Source organism: Tropicimonas omnivorans (assembly GCF_031846565.1).
Lineage (GTDB): Bacteria > Pseudomonadota > Alphaproteobacteria > Rhodobacterales > Rhodobacteraceae > Tropicimonas_B > Tropicimonas_B omnivorans.
On the sequence record NZ_JAVRHL010000006.1, the window covers coordinates 1 to 15,118 of the forward strand.

The window sequence follows — 15,118 nt, forward strand, 5'->3', positions numbered from 1 at the left end:
TCGCCCGGCCCTCGCGCGCGAGGCCTGCGTGTCCGCTTGTGCCTCGTTCCAGGCCGTGCGGTATTCCTCGATGAAGGTGTCGAGGAGGGCAGGGTGAAGCAGGCATTCCCGAAGACCGGCCAGGACCCGCTCTTCGACAGCGTCGCGGCGGATGGTGGTTCGGTTAGTACAGATGGCCGGTCCCTTGTTGCGCACCGCCGAGCACCCGTAACGGGTTTTGTTGATGAGTGTGTAGGTTGCCCCGCAGCATCCGCATTTGATCAGTCCTGAGAGGAGGTAGCTAGGGCGGCGTCCTCGCTCGGGGCGAAGTCCACCGTCCTGAATCCCTGCGGGGTTCATCTCCTCTCGCACGGCGCCCTGACGCATCTTGACTCGGTGCCAAAGTACATCCTCCACGAGGCGCAGCTCCGGAATGTCCTCAATGACCCACGCATCAGGCGGGTTGAGGCGCGCCTGACGTTTGCCGGTCTCGGGATCCTTGACGAACCGCTGCCGGTTCCAGACCCGGCGGCCGATGTAGAGCTCGTTGTTCAGAATGCCGGTGCCGCGTTTGTGGTTGCCGGAAATGGTCGAGAAGCTCCATCGCCCACTTCCATTACCCGGACTGGGAATGCCCTCGGCATTCAAGGCAGCCGCGATGGAGCGCGCGCTCAGGCCAGCGGCGTAGTTCTCGAAGATCCTGACAATCGTCACGGCTTCCTCGGGCACGATGTCCAAGTCACCAGTCGTAAGCTTGCCGTCCGGCTGGGGCTGGCGCAGGGGGCGATAACCATAGCTGCGCCCACCGGCCGACTTGCCGCCGCGCACCCGGCCTTCGAGCCCGCGATGTGTCTTGTGGGCGAGGTTCTTCAGGAAGAGGGCCGACATCGTGCCGCCGAGGCCGATATGCATCTCGTTGATCTCGCCCTCGGCCTTGGTCGAGATCGACACATCGAGGAAGCTCATGCGCTTGTGGAGGGCCGCGATATGCTCCTGATCGCGCGACAGCCGGTCGAGCGCCTCCGCGACAATGATGTCGAAGTGGCCGTTCATCGCGGCTTGCTGCATCGATTGAAAGCCGGGCCGCAGGTGCGAGGCGCCACTCATAGCCTCATCGGCCGCCGTCGCGGGATAGCTGCATCCGGCGGACCGGTCCCGCGCCCAGGAGGCTCGCGACAATGGCGTGTCCGCATTCGTGGATCGCAATCCGGCGATCATAGCCTTCGAGTACGGGCGGACGCGCCGCGATCAGCGTCTGGATGCGCAGAAGCTGGCCCGACCGCCGCGCCTGCGCCTTCGCCGCGCGAATGGCCGCGTCGATCATGGCTGGCGTCTCGCCCGAGAAAACCCGTGCGAGCATTGCAAGATCCGGCTCCGTCGCCTCTGGCAGGGCGCGCCGCAGCATGTGCAGGATCTGGACCTGCGTCGGACGCCCCAGACTATGATGCAGGTCAAAACGCCCTGGCCGCAAGATCGCCGGATCCAGTGCATCCTTATGGTTTGTCGCACCGATCAACAGCACGCCCTCGCCACGCCGGAGGTTGTCGATCTCCTGGAGGAACTGGTTGACGACCTGCCGGCGATAACTCTCCGCATGACGGTCCTGGCTTTCGCGCGAGCCTGCGGCGTCGACCTCATCGACGAACAGCACGCAGGGCCGCCTCGATGCGGCTTGCGAGAAGGTGCGCCGCATTTCGCGCAACATGTCGCCAAGATGGCCGCCGCTTTGCCAATTGCCGAAGGACCCTTCGACAAGAGGCACCCGGGCCGAGGCCGCAATGGCGCGGGCGAGGAGCGTCTTGCCGCTGCCGGGCTCGCCCTCAAGGTGGAGCGATGCGCTGAGTTCTGTCCACTGCGCCTCGCCGCGCCGCCAAGCGGCCAGATCCGTTACAAGATCCCGCGCGGCCTGATGCGTGGGCGTGTCACCGCCGATCTCCTCAAGCGTCATGTCGGATGAGGTATTAGCCGAAGGCGCCAGAAGCGCCGTCAGTTTATGCGCTACAGCCGAGGCATCCGGCTCCCGCAGGGCGGACATCAGGCTCGGCATATCGAGTGTTGTAAGCACCTCGTTGTCGGGCAGATGCGGGCGGACCAGCGCGGCATCGATCTTGCCAGTGGCGGAATGGGTCCGGCCGAGCAGCTTAAGAATGAGGTCGCGGTTGATCGGCGCCAGCCGCTTGGCAGGCGGTAGAACCCGGCGAAGCTCTGGCGGAAGCAACGCAGTTTCCGGAAGCAGTATCATCAGCGGATGCGGCAGGGTCAGCGCCGTCAGGATCTCCTGCTCGATCTTGGCAATAGCCTGTTCGCTGATCTTCCTGGCCCCGCTATCCATCGGGCGCAGAAGCTGGAGCACGCCGGAGTCCATGTGGCGGGGCGCGCGGGCGTGCGCTGTCCAGCCTTCCGGCACTAACAGTCGGCCGATCAATGTGGCCGCACCGGAAAGCTGCGCAGGGACGATCCCCTCCAGCACGGTCACCGCGCGCGGTTCGAGCGCGTCCAGGAAATGTTCCTCGCGGATGAAGGTGGCGGCAAGACGCAGCGCCATCAGGATTTTGCCCGTGGCAATGGTGTGAGGCGGCCGGTCCGAGCCGCGATCATCCAGGGCGACGCCATCGACACCGGCTGCGCGCATCGCGGCGAGGTCGCGCGGATCGTGCTTCTGCGTGGAGTCCATCCCATCAAGCAGCTCGATGACACCGGGCGGCGTCCTTTTGCTGCGCGGCGCAATCGCGTCGCCATCCATGTCGATGTCCAGATCGAAGCTGCTGTCATCTTCGGATTCATGCAGGCGGCGCAGGATCGTGCGGGCAAAAGGCGCCCAAGGGGCGTTCGTGTTAGTGGTCTTCGGCATGTCGCTTTGCTCCATGGCACAGGAAAAGGGGCCGGCTGACGCCGGTTCTTTCTTCAAAAAAAAGGGGGGAAGGGACGGACGGGGCGGGATCAGTCCGGGGCAGGGGCGCCGGGATCGAGCCGGTCCAGCATGTCCAGGATCACCGGCTCCAGATCGCCGGCGTAGATCTCCGACTTCACATTCAGCCACGGGCCATAGTGTTCAGCTGGAACGACGCTGCCGGGATGGCTACGTCTGAGCGCGGCATGCATCTTTTTCTCCTGGCACAATGCGAGGTGTCCGGTCCGGATCTGGATGCTGCGAAGGATCTGCCCGGAAGGCTGGGCTTGCTCGAACAGGTCGGGGGTCCGCAGGAGCTGCCAGTTCATCCGGCTCTCCGGATTCCGGGAAAACCCGAGCTTCACCAGCGGCCGCAGTCCGGGAAGCTTGAAGCGCATGCAGTAGATGAAGCTTGGGCTCGCCGACCAGCAAACGCCGCAGCCTGCGCAGCTGACGCGTTCGGTGCGCATGTTCACGCGCGCGATCTCCTGCTCGTGTCCGCAGTCGTGGCGGTAGCGGCGGTAGTTCACGCCGCGCTCATGTGCGGGACCGAGCAGGGTCCAGCCAGCGGCCGTCGCCTCGGCCTCTTCCTTGGTGCGCTGGCATGTCTCACAGCGCAGCGCGCAGGCGCCGGCCACGATCCGCTTGATCAGCTCGAACTGGCGGCTGACCTCGTGGCCGCAGGGAGCGCGATAGCGGCCGCGCTTGGGGTCGTGCGGGTCGCGTCCCAGCCATTCGAGCCCGGCTGCGGTGGCATCCTCCTGCCAGCGGGCCCTGACGCAGTGCGGGCAGACGGGGGTGTGATCCATCAGCACGTTGCGCTTGCTGGTATGCCCGAGACCGCAGCACTCGCAGAGGAGCACAATCCGGTAGCGATCCGCGCCGCGGCGCGTGATGCGGTAGCCCTTAGCGCGGGCCATCCGCTGCCAGTGGTCGGGGATCGTCGCGGCGAAGGGCGCGGGGGTGGTGGTAGTGTCGGGTTGGGTCATGACGAGACTCCGGGATCAAAGCGTGGCCGTCCCGCGGCCTGGACGGGCGCGGAGGACGGCACGCGGAACTGACGTGCGGGAACGGGGAGAGGCGCCCGGCGCGGCGCGCGCGGGCCGGTAAAGCCGTGGCGGGGAGGTCAGATCGCGCAGGTCGCGATAAGCGCGCCTGGCTCGGGATCGGAACTCGGCTCGGCCCAGGCCGCGACCGGGTCATTGAACTCGCCAAGCTCGGCAATGGCGTCGATCTGCTCGTGGCAGATCTTCAGCATCTGCCGCGTCCGAGCCGCGACCACGCCATGCTCGAGGCAAGCGAAGAGCTCCGCATGGGTGCCGAGCAGGGCGTGCAGGGCGGTGAAGGCCGCATCGCTGTCGCTTTCGATGAGCGCATGCGTGAGCATGCCCGACCGCTTGAGCGGTAGGTCCTCGTGGCGGGCAACCGGCGACGCCGCGATGTGCCCCGCGAGGCCCAGCACCTCGGCCCGGGCGCGCTCGGCGGCTCTCGTCCAGCTGACGAACGCTGGATCGAAACAATCCGCATGCTCGAGATCGCGCTCGCACTCGATGTAGCGCGTGAGCGCCGGGATCAGCCGGGAGAACCCGGACGAGATCGGCGTATGCGAGAAGTGCGCAAACGGTTCAGTCACGCTCGGCGGCGTGATACGCGGGAAGGTAGCCATGGTGATCTCCATACGATCATTCAGGGTTAGGATCAGGGAGGTGTTGGTAGCACCGCCTTGATCCGCATATAAAGCATATGCTCTATAATGACATATTGTCAACGGCTTGGTTGCATTATAATCCGCTTTCATGCCCAGAAAGACCGCCTATCCCGTCAAGAAGCTTGTGAGCCTGACTGAGGTTCAAGCTGAGCGGATCTCTGATTATCGGTTCGATCAAAGGATTGCCTCTGAAAACGAGGCGATCCGGCAGTTGATTGAGTACGGGCTCAGGGCAGTAGAGGCCGAGCGCGATCAAGAGGCCTAGCGGAAAGGTTCCCGAACCTCTGGCTCGGGTGGCTACGCCAGGGCACAAACCTATTGATTGTCCCGCGCATCGATGATCCGGCAAGCTGTTATGTCACACCAGCCCCTCCAGTTCTTATCTGGCAACCGACCCATATCGGATATCTAGATCCCGGACAGTCCGGGTTCAGCAGGCTGCTGACCGCGGACGGCTAGGGGAGGGCTAGCCCGTGCGCGCTCGACGAGGAGGGGATCGACGGGGGTATCCCCTCGCCAACAGGCATGTTGAAGGGTCGGGGCCCAGCCCGAACCTTCGGCGTGACGCGCGTCAACGATCCCGCTGCGGCTGGTCCCGGAAGCCCACCGAGCGAGGATGCTGAGCGCCGCCCGGTCGCGTCCCGGAAAGCGCCATCGGCGTGCGGGGTGTCGAGAGGGGCATCGCCTCTTCGGCCTGGGGTTTCGAAAGGGGATGCGCAGCGTTCCCCTTCGCCGAAGAGAGATAACACCGGACGCAAGTCGGGTGGTTATCTCTAGTAGGTTTTGCCATGCGGAAGTCGACGTGGCAGACAAACAGATGATCTTGCTGAAATTGGTGTTTCGGATTTTCGACGATCGCGCGGATCCTAGGGGTATGAAAGATCTACCCGACACCCAAACCCAGCTTTCCCCGGACGGTAATCCCCGTGCTGTTTCCGTCCGACTTGAATCACGCAACATGTCGAAGGCGAAGGGAACGCGGCGCCACGACTTCAGGATCGGCAAGCTTCCGAACTATGTCAACAAGGACCGCGTAGATCTCAATTGCACCCTGATGCCGATGCGTCCTCTCCCGGAAATCCAGAAAGAGAATGCCGAGCTGCGCAAGAAAGCGGGGCGGCAGCGGGCCATGAAGTCGAATGCCGCCGTGATCACCTCAGGCATCATCACCTTCGGTCGCGAGGCGGCGCGTATGTTCGAGACCTTGCCGCCGGACCGGCAGGATGACGCCTTCCGGAATCTCGCCAAGGCCATTGCGGCACAGCTCGACACATCGCTTGAATCCCTGGTCGTCCATCTCGACGAGAGCACGATCCATGCGCACTTTACGCTCAGGAGTTACACGACCGCAGGTCTGGCTCTCAGCGAGGCCGCCAAGCGTGGGACGATGGCACGCCTCCAGGATCTGGCAGCCGAGATCATGCAGCAGTACGAGCCCGGAATCGAACGGGGCCACCGGAAGTGGGACCGCATCGAGGCCGGAGCGGATTATCCCGATACCCTCCATCGCAGCGTGCGCGAACTGCATCAGGACCTGCCGGCGGAGCTCGAGGTGCTTCGCCGCCAGCGTGACGAGCAGCAAAGGGCGCTCGCGGAGATCTCGAGCGAGAGAAAGGCCGAGCGGGTCGCATTGGATGCACTCCTCGCAGACCGCGAAGACGTCGAGACGGATCTCGACCTCATGCGGGAGGAACAGCAGACCCGGATCGCCGAACTGGCCCGGATGAAGGCTGACGAAAAGGCGCAGCAGGCGGAACTCGACGTGCTGACGGCCTCCGCCGACAAGACGCGAAGGCACCTGGCCGAGCTCGACGCCAAGGCGGTCGAGGAGGAGAAGAAGGACAAGCGACGGAAGACCTACTTGGTCCGCCTCGAGAAGAAAGAGACGGAGATCGCGGCACAGCAGGCGGACCTCGCCCGCAGGTCTGCGGACACGGCGGCCGCCGAAGCCGCTCTGACGGAGACTGCCCGCCATATCGAAACGCGTGAGGCCGACCTGGCGCTCCGGGAGCAGCGCCAGACCGAGGCGGCGGAGACGACTCGCCTAAAGGGCGTGCAACTGGAGGCCGAAGCGGTCGACGTGTCGAGGAGGGAAGAGGAGGTGGCGGCGGCCCGGTCCAACCTAGAGACAGAAGCCGAAGAGGTGCGGACGCAGAAGTGGGAACTTGATACCAGCCTCGCGGCCATCGATCATGTCCTTGGCGCGGTCGAGACAGGAGCGATCCGGGTCAATGACAACGGGAAGATCACCCTGGATGATACGGCGCCAGTCCTGGCCGCGCCGAAGTTCCTTCGCTCTCGTCTGCTCCCGAGCATCATCCGGCTCGTTCGAAAGATCGACGAGACAGACAAGCGGGCGTCGCGTGTCGAGGAGATGATGACGCGGGTGCGCCGCCTCCTCTGCCGTCCGGATGTGCCGAAGGACGTAGAGAAAGAGGCGAACGAAATCACGCTTGATTGGGACATGTGAAGACCTCCGCCGCAAGCGTTCGAGGCCTGGGCGTGAATCGTTCCGCGTGCAGGGAGCACGCGCCGAGCGCCGCGGTGATGCACGATCAGGCCGACCCCCCATGATGAACCCTAATTTACGTATAGGCAAGCGGTTGGCATATGTCGGGCGGAAGAGAAAGGACACGGCATGAGGATCAGTGATCGAATACCCTGGCGCGTCGCCCTTCTTGCAGCCACGCTCAGCGGCGCACCGTCTCTTCCGTTTGCATTCGAGCGGGACGGATCTGTGGCGACCGTGTCCGGCCGTGCCGAGGTCGTCGATGGGGATGGCCTGCGGGTCGGACCGGTGGCAATCCGTATCCACGGCATCGATGCTCCCGAGGCCGGTCAGACCTGCCGCGCCGCGGAAGGTGGCCGCTGGCCCTGCGGCGTCCAGGCGATCGCGGCTCTCGAAGCTATGGTCGGCAACCGGCAGGTCGTGTGTATCGCTCTGGATCGGGATCGCTATGGCCGCATCGTGGCGCGTTGCACCGTCGATGGCGCGGACGTAGCCGAAGCTCTCGTCCGGGCCGGCCTTGCATGGGCGTACCGTGAATACAGTTTCGACTACGTCGCGCTCGAAGATCCGGCCCGCGAGAGCGGCCACGGTATCTGGCAGGCACCAACCGAGCCGGCCTGGGAGTTTCGCGCCGACCGTTGGGGCCGAGCTGTCGCCGCGGCGCCAGACGGATGCCCGATCAAGGGCAACATCGCGTCGGACGGAGAACGGATATATCAGGCAGTCTCAACCGGTCGTCGCAACATAGCCATTTTGGGCCTCGAGGAGATAGGCGTCCAGTGCTTCGGCGGGGGTTCTCCAGGCGAGAGTCTTTCGCGGTCTGCCGTTGAGAGCGGCGGCTACGGCATGGAGGACACATCGGGGGCATGGAGGCTAAGATCGGTGCCCTTGGGAAAGTACTGACGGAGTAATCCGTTGGTGTTCTCGTTCGTGCCCCGCTGCCAAGGGCTTTGAGGATCGCAGAAGTAGACCGGCAATCCGTGATCAATCTTCAGGCCGGCGTGACGCGCCATCTCGGCGCCCTGGTCCCAGGCCAACGAGCGCAGCAGCTGTGTAGGCAGGGTCGTGATCGCAGCGGCGATGGCGTCACGGACGGCTTCGGCGCCATGGCCAGCGAGCGGTGGTCCGTTCTTCACTCGGGGCTCCTCACCGTGCCCCGGCATCGGCGGGAGGCGCAGAGGCATGGTGAACCGCGTAGTGCGCTCGACCAGCGTGCCGATCGCCGAGCGGTTCAGCCCCAGGATCAAATCTCCCTCCCAGTGGCCTGGCACGGCGCGGTCAGCGGCCTCCGGGGGCCGTTCGCTGATCATCACTTCCGGCGTGACGAAAGATTTCCCTCTCCCGGATCTGCGAGTGTGGGGAACGCGCAGGACCCGCCCTGTGCGCAGGCAGGCGGTCAGCTCCTGACGCAGGGCGCCGCAGCCTTGGATGTAGAGCGCCTGGTAGATCGCTTCGTGACTGATCCGCATCGTCTCGTCCTCGGGAAAGTCGGGAGGCAGTCTGTGCGACATCTGTTCGGGGCACCACGCCCGAGCCCATCTTCTGTGCTGGCGCCGCCCGTGCCGACGGCCTTTCCACGTCACGAGCGGACCCTCGAGCTCCGTGCCGTCCGGACGCGCGAGCAGCCCCGCAAGTCGATCCTGCACGTAATCTCTGAGCGTATCGTTCACCGCCAGCTTCGCCGCTTTCGGTCGCCGTGCGGATCGCTCCGCATGCCATTGCGCGGTCGTGGCCCGGTAATTCAGCGTGCGGGCGCTCCGCAGCAGTTTGCCGGATGTCGACTGGCTGTTCGGCGATTACGGCTATGACGCAAACTGGTTCCGAGACGCCTTGCAAGACAAAAGCATGCGCGCCTGCAAACGAGCTGGAAGCAGCGGAAGACGCCCGTGAAGTATGACAGGCTCCGCTATAAACGCCGCAATCGGATCGAGGTCATGTTCGGCATACTCAAGGACCGGCGCCGAGTAGCCACGCGATCCGACAGGTGCCTGAAGGTCTTCCTCTCGGCAATCGCTCTGGCCGCTTTGGTCATCTACTGGCCATGAGACCTGACGCTAGCTATGCTCTACTGAAAGCACCCCCGGCCCGGACAACTTGGGCGGCAGGTTCAAGTGCTCCGCGAAGGATCGGTCGATATACCCTGCCTTGCTCCAGGTAATTGAGAACTGCATCAGTCTGGGGTGGGATGGAGGCGAGTACCGGAATCGAACCAGTGTACACGGATTTGCAATCCGCCTTGGGCACTGATTTCATTGAAGTTTTCTGTAAACCCTGCCGCAGGGTGGTCGTGGGAAATCAGTGGGTTAGCCGAAGACCTGTAAACCGGAAGATCGGCTACTCACCGCGCTCATCTTGCAGATTCAGCCCCCAGTATCTGACCGGTCAATCCCCTGTTCATCTCGGCAATCGGTGAACATATAAGACAGACTTGGCGCCCTTGTGAAACGTAGCTGTGAGCTTCGGCACGGCCCCCATTCGACGGTAGAAGCTGTGGGCAGTTTGAAGGTCTTCACCGACCATGATCTTGAAGGCGTCGAAGCCTCGCTTAGCGAGCTGTCGGGCGAATTCGACATATAGCCTGTCCGCCACCCCCTGACCGCGGTTGGCCGAAGCCACGACGATGCTGAACAACTCGGCGTCCGGCAGATTAGTATCTGCCGCGCCCTCGTCCTGGCTGCCCCGACGCGTGAGGATTTCTGCCAGTCCACGCAGTTTCTTCGGCTTCAGCAGCTCCGGCGCGAGCGCCTTGACCAACTGCGGGAAGCGGGCGAGCATTCGCTTGTAGATCGGTCTCATCCCCGCGCCGCCAGCGACGAAACCGATCACACAATCCTCGTCCATCTCCACGATCAGAACACACTCGTCGGCTTCGTCAATCGCACGATAGATCAAGGCGAGCACATCGACGCCAAGGCTGGAAAGAAACCCGTCCTTGATACCTTCGACATGTAGCGCGGCGATCTCTCGGTAGCGCCGAGCCTCAAGCATGCTGGGGTTGGACCCAGTCGACCTCTGCCGCGATCTCGCGAGGCGGCTGAGGCAACCCTGGGAACATGCGCCACACCAATGTGCCTCGGGATGTCGCGACCACCCAGGCCGTGAGCAGGATCAGCTTGAGGTAGGCTCCTACGCCCTGATGGGCGACATACCATTCCTCGAGTAGCCCTTTGTAGGGCATGATCACGTGGTCATAGACGTGGTCGGGGTCGTTCGCGGCGTCCATCATGTCCTCCTCATTTCGAAACACGATGGAGCCGATGCCGGAGAGACCAGGCCGGACCTTCACGATCTCTTCCTGAGAGCGGGCAGGGAAGGCATCGAAGCAGCGCCGGGTCTGGGGCCGTGGGCCAATCAGGCTCATGTCGCCCAGCAGGATGTTCAGCAGCTGCGGCAGTTCGTTGATCTTGGTTTTCCGCAGGACCCGTCCGACCGGCAGCACCCTGGGGTCGCCCTTCACCGTGACGGTGCCAGTGCCCAGGTTCGGACTGTCCTTGAGCATGGTGCCGAACTTGTAGAGCCCGAAGGGGGCACCGCCCCGGCCGACGCGGTTCTGCTTGAAGAAAACCTCACCCTCGCCGGTGAACCTCAGGATGAGCGCCACGGGGATCAGCAGGGGGGACAGCAGCAAGAGAGCGATGCCGGAGAAAAGGATATCAAGAATACGCTGCATGGGTCACATCCGGCTGTCGAGGTACTTGCCCGTTTCCTTGTGGTCAAAGTCGGGGATCATCTTGTTGAAGAGGGCAACGATCTCGGGCTTGTCCCAGGTCGGGCGGGCGCGGATCGCAGAGATCTCTTCCAGGAACCAGTCGAGCTTGGCGGGGTCGAAGTCCGGCTCGTTCTGGATGACACCGAGCGTGTCGAAACGATCCATGTCCAGGGTTTCGGCCGCGGTGAAGAATTCTTCGAAATCCTTCTCTCCGGTCGTGTCAGAGGCAAAGAAGTAAACTGGCCATTTGCGGGCCGCGATCAGTTCGGTGGCCCGGCCGCGGGCCTCGTCCTCGCTCTCGCATTCATGCGGTGTGTAGCCCCTGGCCTCGAGGTAGCGCACGGCAATGTCGGAGAACCGGGTCAGGTTGAGCGCCTCGGACAGCTTGGGAAAATAGATCTCCCGGTTGTTGCCGGTCAGGGCCGACATGAGGCAAAGTTCGCCGGATTCCTGCGGGGTGACGAAGTATCGCCGCACATCGTTGGGGGCCGAGATGGGCTGTTGCTTGGCCAGCCGCTGGCTGAACCCGTGCAGCAGAGATCCGTCGGAGAAGGCGACATTGGCGAAGCGGGCGGTAGAGATCGGGATTTCCAGGCTCTCCCGCATCAGGAAAATCTCCATGATGCGTTTGCTCGCGCCCATCATGTTGACCGGATTGGCGGCCTTGTCGGTGGAGACAGCGAAGTACTTACTGGTGCCCATCTCCCGAGCCGCCGTCATCGTCGACAGAGTGTTCAGGATATTCACCTCGATCAGCCGCATCAGGGTGAAGGGATCCTTCTCGGACCGGACATGCTTGAGTGCCGAGAGGTTCAAGACATAGTCATACCCGGCCTCGGCGGCCATCAACGCGCTGAACTCCCTGCTGCCCGCGTCGAGCGCGAAGGTTCGGAAATCCCCATTGCCGTAGCCAAGCGTGGAGCGGATATCGCGCACCAGCTCCACCATGTTGTTTTCGCTGATGTCGACGACGTGGAGCGCGCGGGGGTTGCGCTTGAAGATCTCCCGGGTGACCGCCTGTCCGATGGATCCCGCGCCGCCAATGACGAGGAAGCGGGAGGCCCGGACAATCTCGCTCAGCTCCTGCTCATGTCGCGCGACATCTTCCGCAAACAGCGCCCTGTCACGGCCGATCAGATCGAGTACATTCACCGCTCACCTCCCCTTCAGCGCGCCTTCGGGCACGCTCGACGGAATATTCACCACGCGATCCTCGAGCCAGCGGGAGTTCTCCAGTCCGTCGGTCTGGCAATCTTTGAACATCTCGAGCCGGCTCATCAACCGCCAGATTGGCCGGGTCATGACGCCGTTCGCGTTGGTATGCTCCAGAAAGGCATCCCGCTCCTCCCTGGAGTCTAAGATCAGGGCGTTGAGCCAGAAGTTCGGCCGGGTTCCGGGCCGTGCATCCACAAAACGCAGCCAATGCTTGTCGCAGAAGTCCCGGTACTGGGCCGCGATCTCTGCCTTGATCTCCAGCATCGCGGGCAGCTTTTCCATCTGCGCACAGCCCAAGGCCGCATTCAGGTTCGGCAGGCGGTAGTTATACCCCACCTCGTCGTGAACGAACTCGTAGGCATGGGGAACCTTTGCCGTCGTGGTCAGATTCAGGGCTCTCTTCGCCAGGGCATCGTCATTGGTCAGGATCATGCCGCCACCGCCAGTGGTGATGACCTTGTTGCCGTTGAAGCTGAGCGTGGCGAGCTTGCCGAAGGTGCCGGTGTGACGCTCACCGACATAGCTGCCAAGGGATTCAGCCGCATCCTCGATGACCATGATCCCGTAGCCGCCGCAAATATCCACGACCTCCTCGATCCGCAACGGATGGCCGAAGGTATGCATGGGAACACAGGCAGCCAGACGTGCGCCGGTGGCGCGGTTGTAGGCCTGGCCGTCGCGCAGTTCCGCGTGTTCGGAGAGCCATGCCTCCAGCGCCTCGGGACTGAGGCCCATCGAATCACGATCGACATCGACAAAGACGGGCCGGGCGCCGCAGTAGCTGATGGCGTTGCAGGTCGCGACGAAAGTCAGCGCCTGGCTGATGACCTCGTCCCCGGACTGGACGCCGGCCAAGACCAGCGCCATGTGCAACGCCGCCGTACCGTTGACAGTCGCCACGGCGTGGGAGGCTCCGGTCAAGCTCGCGCAATGGCCCTCGAACTCCTTCACGCGGGCGCCGACGGAGGAGACGAAATTGCTGTCGATGCAGTCGACCAGGTACTCGCGCTCGTTGCCCTCGAAGATGGGGCGGTGGAGGGGCGCTGTGTCCGAGTGGTAGATAGAACGCACCAAATTTTCTAGGGCAGGTATAAAAGGATGAGAATCTCTCAACTTTATCTCGATGTTCCAAGATAGGGGTGAACCACGCCGGGATTACCGGAGCCTGATTTCGGTTAATTACGCGGCCATGTCTTCATTTTCCAGCGCCGCGTAGAAATTTACTTATGCCTCGGCTGGCTGGATGTTGCCGACGGAGGCTCCAATCCTCCACGCCGATGTTGAGCCATCGCGCCGCCATGCGTTCGAGACCGATGGCGAACCCGATCCGCGTCTTCGGCCTATCCCGGCGGGGTCGTGGCCTCAGCAAGAGCGTTAAGCAGGGGCGGGTCTGGGCCTATGTTTCTGACCAGCGACCTTCGGCCGGCGCCGCACCACCCGGCGCCGTCTACAGCTTCTCCCCCGATCCTCAGAGCCATTCGCAAAATAGTCGCGGGATCCTACTGGCTGACGCCTATGCCGGCTTCAATCCGCTCTACGCGCGGCGCCCGGGTGGCAGCAGCCAGTTCCGCGAGGGGGCGTGCTGGGCGCATTTGGGTCGCAACTTCTATGATGTTTGGGAAGGCACGAAGTCCGAGATCGTGCCAGAGGCCCTCGACTGGATCGGATCGGCAGGCTCTACGAGGTCGAGCGCGAGATTGCCGGCCAGCCTGCGGCACTGCGCTAGGCTGCGCGTCGGCAGCATTCCCGCCCCATGGTCGATGCGTTCAAGACCTGGGCCGAGGCCCAACTGTTGCGCATTCCGGGCAAAAGCGATCTCGCCAAGGCCTTCCGTTACGGGCTCAGCCGTTGGCCATTCTTCGACCTGTTCCTTCGAGACGGCCGCGTTGGCATCGACAACAACCCGCCCGAGCGCGCCATGAGTCCGATCGGCATCGGGCGGAAGAAGTGGCTATTCGCGGGGTCCGATTGCGACGGCGAAACCCTGGCTTGAGCGATGACGCTCATCGCAACGCCAAGACGAATGGCCTCGATCTACAAGCCTGGCTGGCCGACATCCTCGACCGTATCCACGATCACAAGATCAACCGGCTCGATGAGATGCTTCCATGGCAATGGACGCCGTCGCAGTGATCCGCAGTAGCAACCGGGCGGTTACCGGAAACCTTGGCCGGACGGCGATTGATCGGAGTCCCGGCTCAGCCTCGTCGCCGCTGGCGGGGCCCAGTTCCGCCAAGTCGATGGCTGGTAGCTGTTGGCTCTGCCCTGGAGGCTGATGACGTGCCGGCGGCTGTGCAGGCTCCCTCGCGCGTGACGCAGGCCCCCCGGCCGACATACCGGATCACCCTCCTCCGCCGGGCGGCTCAAAAAAACGTTGCCAACGCAGAAAGTTTCTTTGGACCGCCGCGGACCGTTCCGACTTCCTGTCCGAGCCCCCCGCTCACCCGCCTCCCGCGGGCCTCCATGACACAACAAGGACCATCCTACATGTCCAAACTCCTCGTTCGGCCCTCCCTGCACAGCGCTTGGCCCCTGCCGATCCGGTCCGAGATCCATCGCATGTCCCTCGGTCTCGCCAATCTCGACCACGCCGCGCCGGGAGACCTGCTGGGCTTCGCGCTCGGCCACGGTCTGGGACCCTGCTACATTGGCGGCAGCGTCACCGAGTACACATGCGCCTTCATCGGCACCAGTGACGGCCGCTGTGACGGGACGGTGCTCAGCCTGAGGCCGCACGGGCAATCGATCCTCAAGGAACTCCTCCCGCGCAACCTCGAAGGCGGCACCTTGGCCCGGATCTTCCACCGGGCGCTCGGCGCGCCCGAGGGCGAGTTCGAAACCGTGCACTTCGCGGACTTCACCGTCGCGTTCCTCAAGGACACCTCCACCAGCGCGGACAACTTCCGCGATATCCGGATCTTCGCGGTCCCGGCCCGGGACGCGCGCGACGCCGGGCGGCGGGCCGCCGGGATCGAGGCGCTCTTCGCGTTCCTCGGCGACTGGCACACCACGCTCAGCGGCTACCGCTACGACCTGCCGACGCCCGAGATGCTGCTCCGCGCGGCCTGACGGTCCCGGTCCGGTCTCGGCCGGACCGCTCCATTTCCT

11 protein-coding genes, 1 tRNA gene and 4 pseudogenes are annotated in these 15,118 nt (G+C 63.7%); 6 read left to right on the forward strand and 10 right to left on the reverse strand.

Translation table 11 applies throughout. The features are described from left to right. The 4 genes from RM543_RS17665 to RM543_RS17680 all read right to left on the reverse strand — a co-directional run. On the reverse strand, positions 1-1,197 hold a 1,197-nt coding region (locus RM543_RS17665; protein WP_311694096.1), incomplete at its 3' end, for a recombinase family protein. Then, complete coding sequence (locus tag RM543_RS17670; protein ID WP_311694098.1) at positions 1,091-2,830, reverse strand: AAA family ATPase; 1,740 nt, start codon at positions 2,828-2,830, stop codon at positions 1,091-1,093. The genes RM543_RS17670 and RM543_RS17665, both read right to left, overlap by 107 nt. 89 nt (positions 2,831-2,919) lie before the next feature. Further along, a complete protein-coding gene (locus RM543_RS17675) occupies positions 2,920-3,858 on the reverse strand; it encodes a GIY-YIG nuclease family protein (protein WP_311694100.1) in 939 nt (312 codons plus the stop codon). Positions 3,859-3,995: 137 nt separating this feature from the next. Further along, a complete protein-coding gene (locus RM543_RS17680; protein ID WP_311694102.1) occupies positions 3,996-4,535 on the reverse strand; it encodes a hypothetical protein in 540 nt (179 codons plus the stop codon). A gap of 130 nt (positions 4,536-4,665) precedes the next feature. On the opposite strand from RM543_RS17680, the gene RM543_RS17685 reads away from it, so the two are divergent. The 3 genes and pseudogenes from RM543_RS17685 to RM543_RS17695 all read left to right on the forward strand — a co-directional run. After that, positions 4,666-4,842 carry a hypothetical protein gene (locus RM543_RS17685; protein WP_311694104.1) on the forward strand — a complete coding sequence of 59 codons (177 nt, stop codon included), beginning with the start codon at positions 4,666-4,668 and terminating at the stop codon, positions 4,840-4,842. A gap of 447 nt (positions 4,843-5,289) precedes the next feature. Then, the gene (locus tag RM543_RS17690) at positions 5,290-7,047 is read left to right on the forward strand and encodes a plasmid recombination protein (RefSeq protein ID WP_311694106.1); all 1,758 of its coding nucleotides are present in this window, start codon (positions 5,290-5,292) and stop codon (positions 7,045-7,047) included. Positions 7,048-7,215: 168 nt separating this feature from the next. Next, positions 7,216-7,674 (forward strand): annotated as a pseudogene (locus RM543_RS17695) (thermonuclease family protein); the annotation flags it as partial. A gap of 138 nt (positions 7,675-7,812) precedes the next feature. Here the strand turns inward: RM543_RS17695 and RM543_RS17700 are convergent. Next, positions 7,813-8,831, reverse strand: a pseudogene (locus RM543_RS17700) (IS30 family transposase); the annotation flags it as partial. Between the two features lie 7 nt (positions 8,832-8,838). Here RM543_RS17700 and RM543_RS17705 point away from each other — a divergent pair. Beyond that, positions 8,839-9,131: pseudogene (locus RM543_RS17705) on the forward strand (transposase); the annotation flags it as partial. A gap of 141 nt (positions 9,132-9,272) precedes the next feature. Here RM543_RS17705 and RM543_RS17710 read toward each other — a convergent pair. From RM543_RS17710 to RM543_RS17730, 5 genes are all read right to left on the reverse strand, one after another. Beyond that, a tRNA-OTHER gene (locus RM543_RS17710) sits at positions 9,273-9,362 on the reverse strand. 118 nt (positions 9,363-9,480) lie between these two features. Further along, on the reverse strand, positions 9,481-10,074 hold the full coding sequence (locus RM543_RS17715) for a GNAT family N-acetyltransferase (protein WP_311694108.1): 594 nt from the start codon (positions 10,072-10,074) through the stop codon (positions 9,481-9,483). Then, positions 10,067-10,756 (reverse strand): sugar transferase, encoded by a 690-nt coding sequence (locus tag RM543_RS17720; RefSeq protein WP_311694110.1) that lies wholly within the window; start codon positions 10,754-10,756, stop codon positions 10,067-10,069. Before RM543_RS17720 ends, RM543_RS17715 begins: the two co-directional genes overlap by 8 nt. Before the next feature lie 3 nt (positions 10,757-10,759). Next, positions 10,760-11,947 carry a UDP-N-acetylglucosamine 4,6-dehydratase gene (locus tag RM543_RS17725; protein ID WP_311694112.1) on the reverse strand — a complete coding sequence of 396 codons (1,188 nt, stop codon included), beginning with the start codon at positions 11,945-11,947 and terminating at the stop codon, positions 10,760-10,762. Between the two features lie 3 nt (positions 11,948-11,950). Further along, the gene (locus tag RM543_RS17730) at positions 11,951-13,081 is read right to left on the reverse strand and encodes a LegC family aminotransferase (protein ID WP_311694114.1); all 1,131 of its coding nucleotides are present in this window, start codon (positions 13,079-13,081) and stop codon (positions 11,951-11,953) included. A gap of 251 nt (positions 13,082-13,332) precedes the next feature. On the opposite strand from RM543_RS17730, the pseudogene RM543_RS17735 reads away from it, so the two are divergent. Next, positions 13,333-14,143, forward strand: a pseudogene (locus RM543_RS17735) (IS66 family transposase); the annotation flags it as partial. Between the two features lie 354 nt (positions 14,144-14,497). Next, positions 14,498-15,079, forward strand: a complete 582-nt coding sequence (locus RM543_RS17740) for a hypothetical protein (RefSeq protein WP_311694116.1) — start codon at positions 14,498-14,500, stop codon at positions 15,077-15,079. The last annotated feature ends 39 nt before the right edge of the window (positions 15,080-15,118 follow it).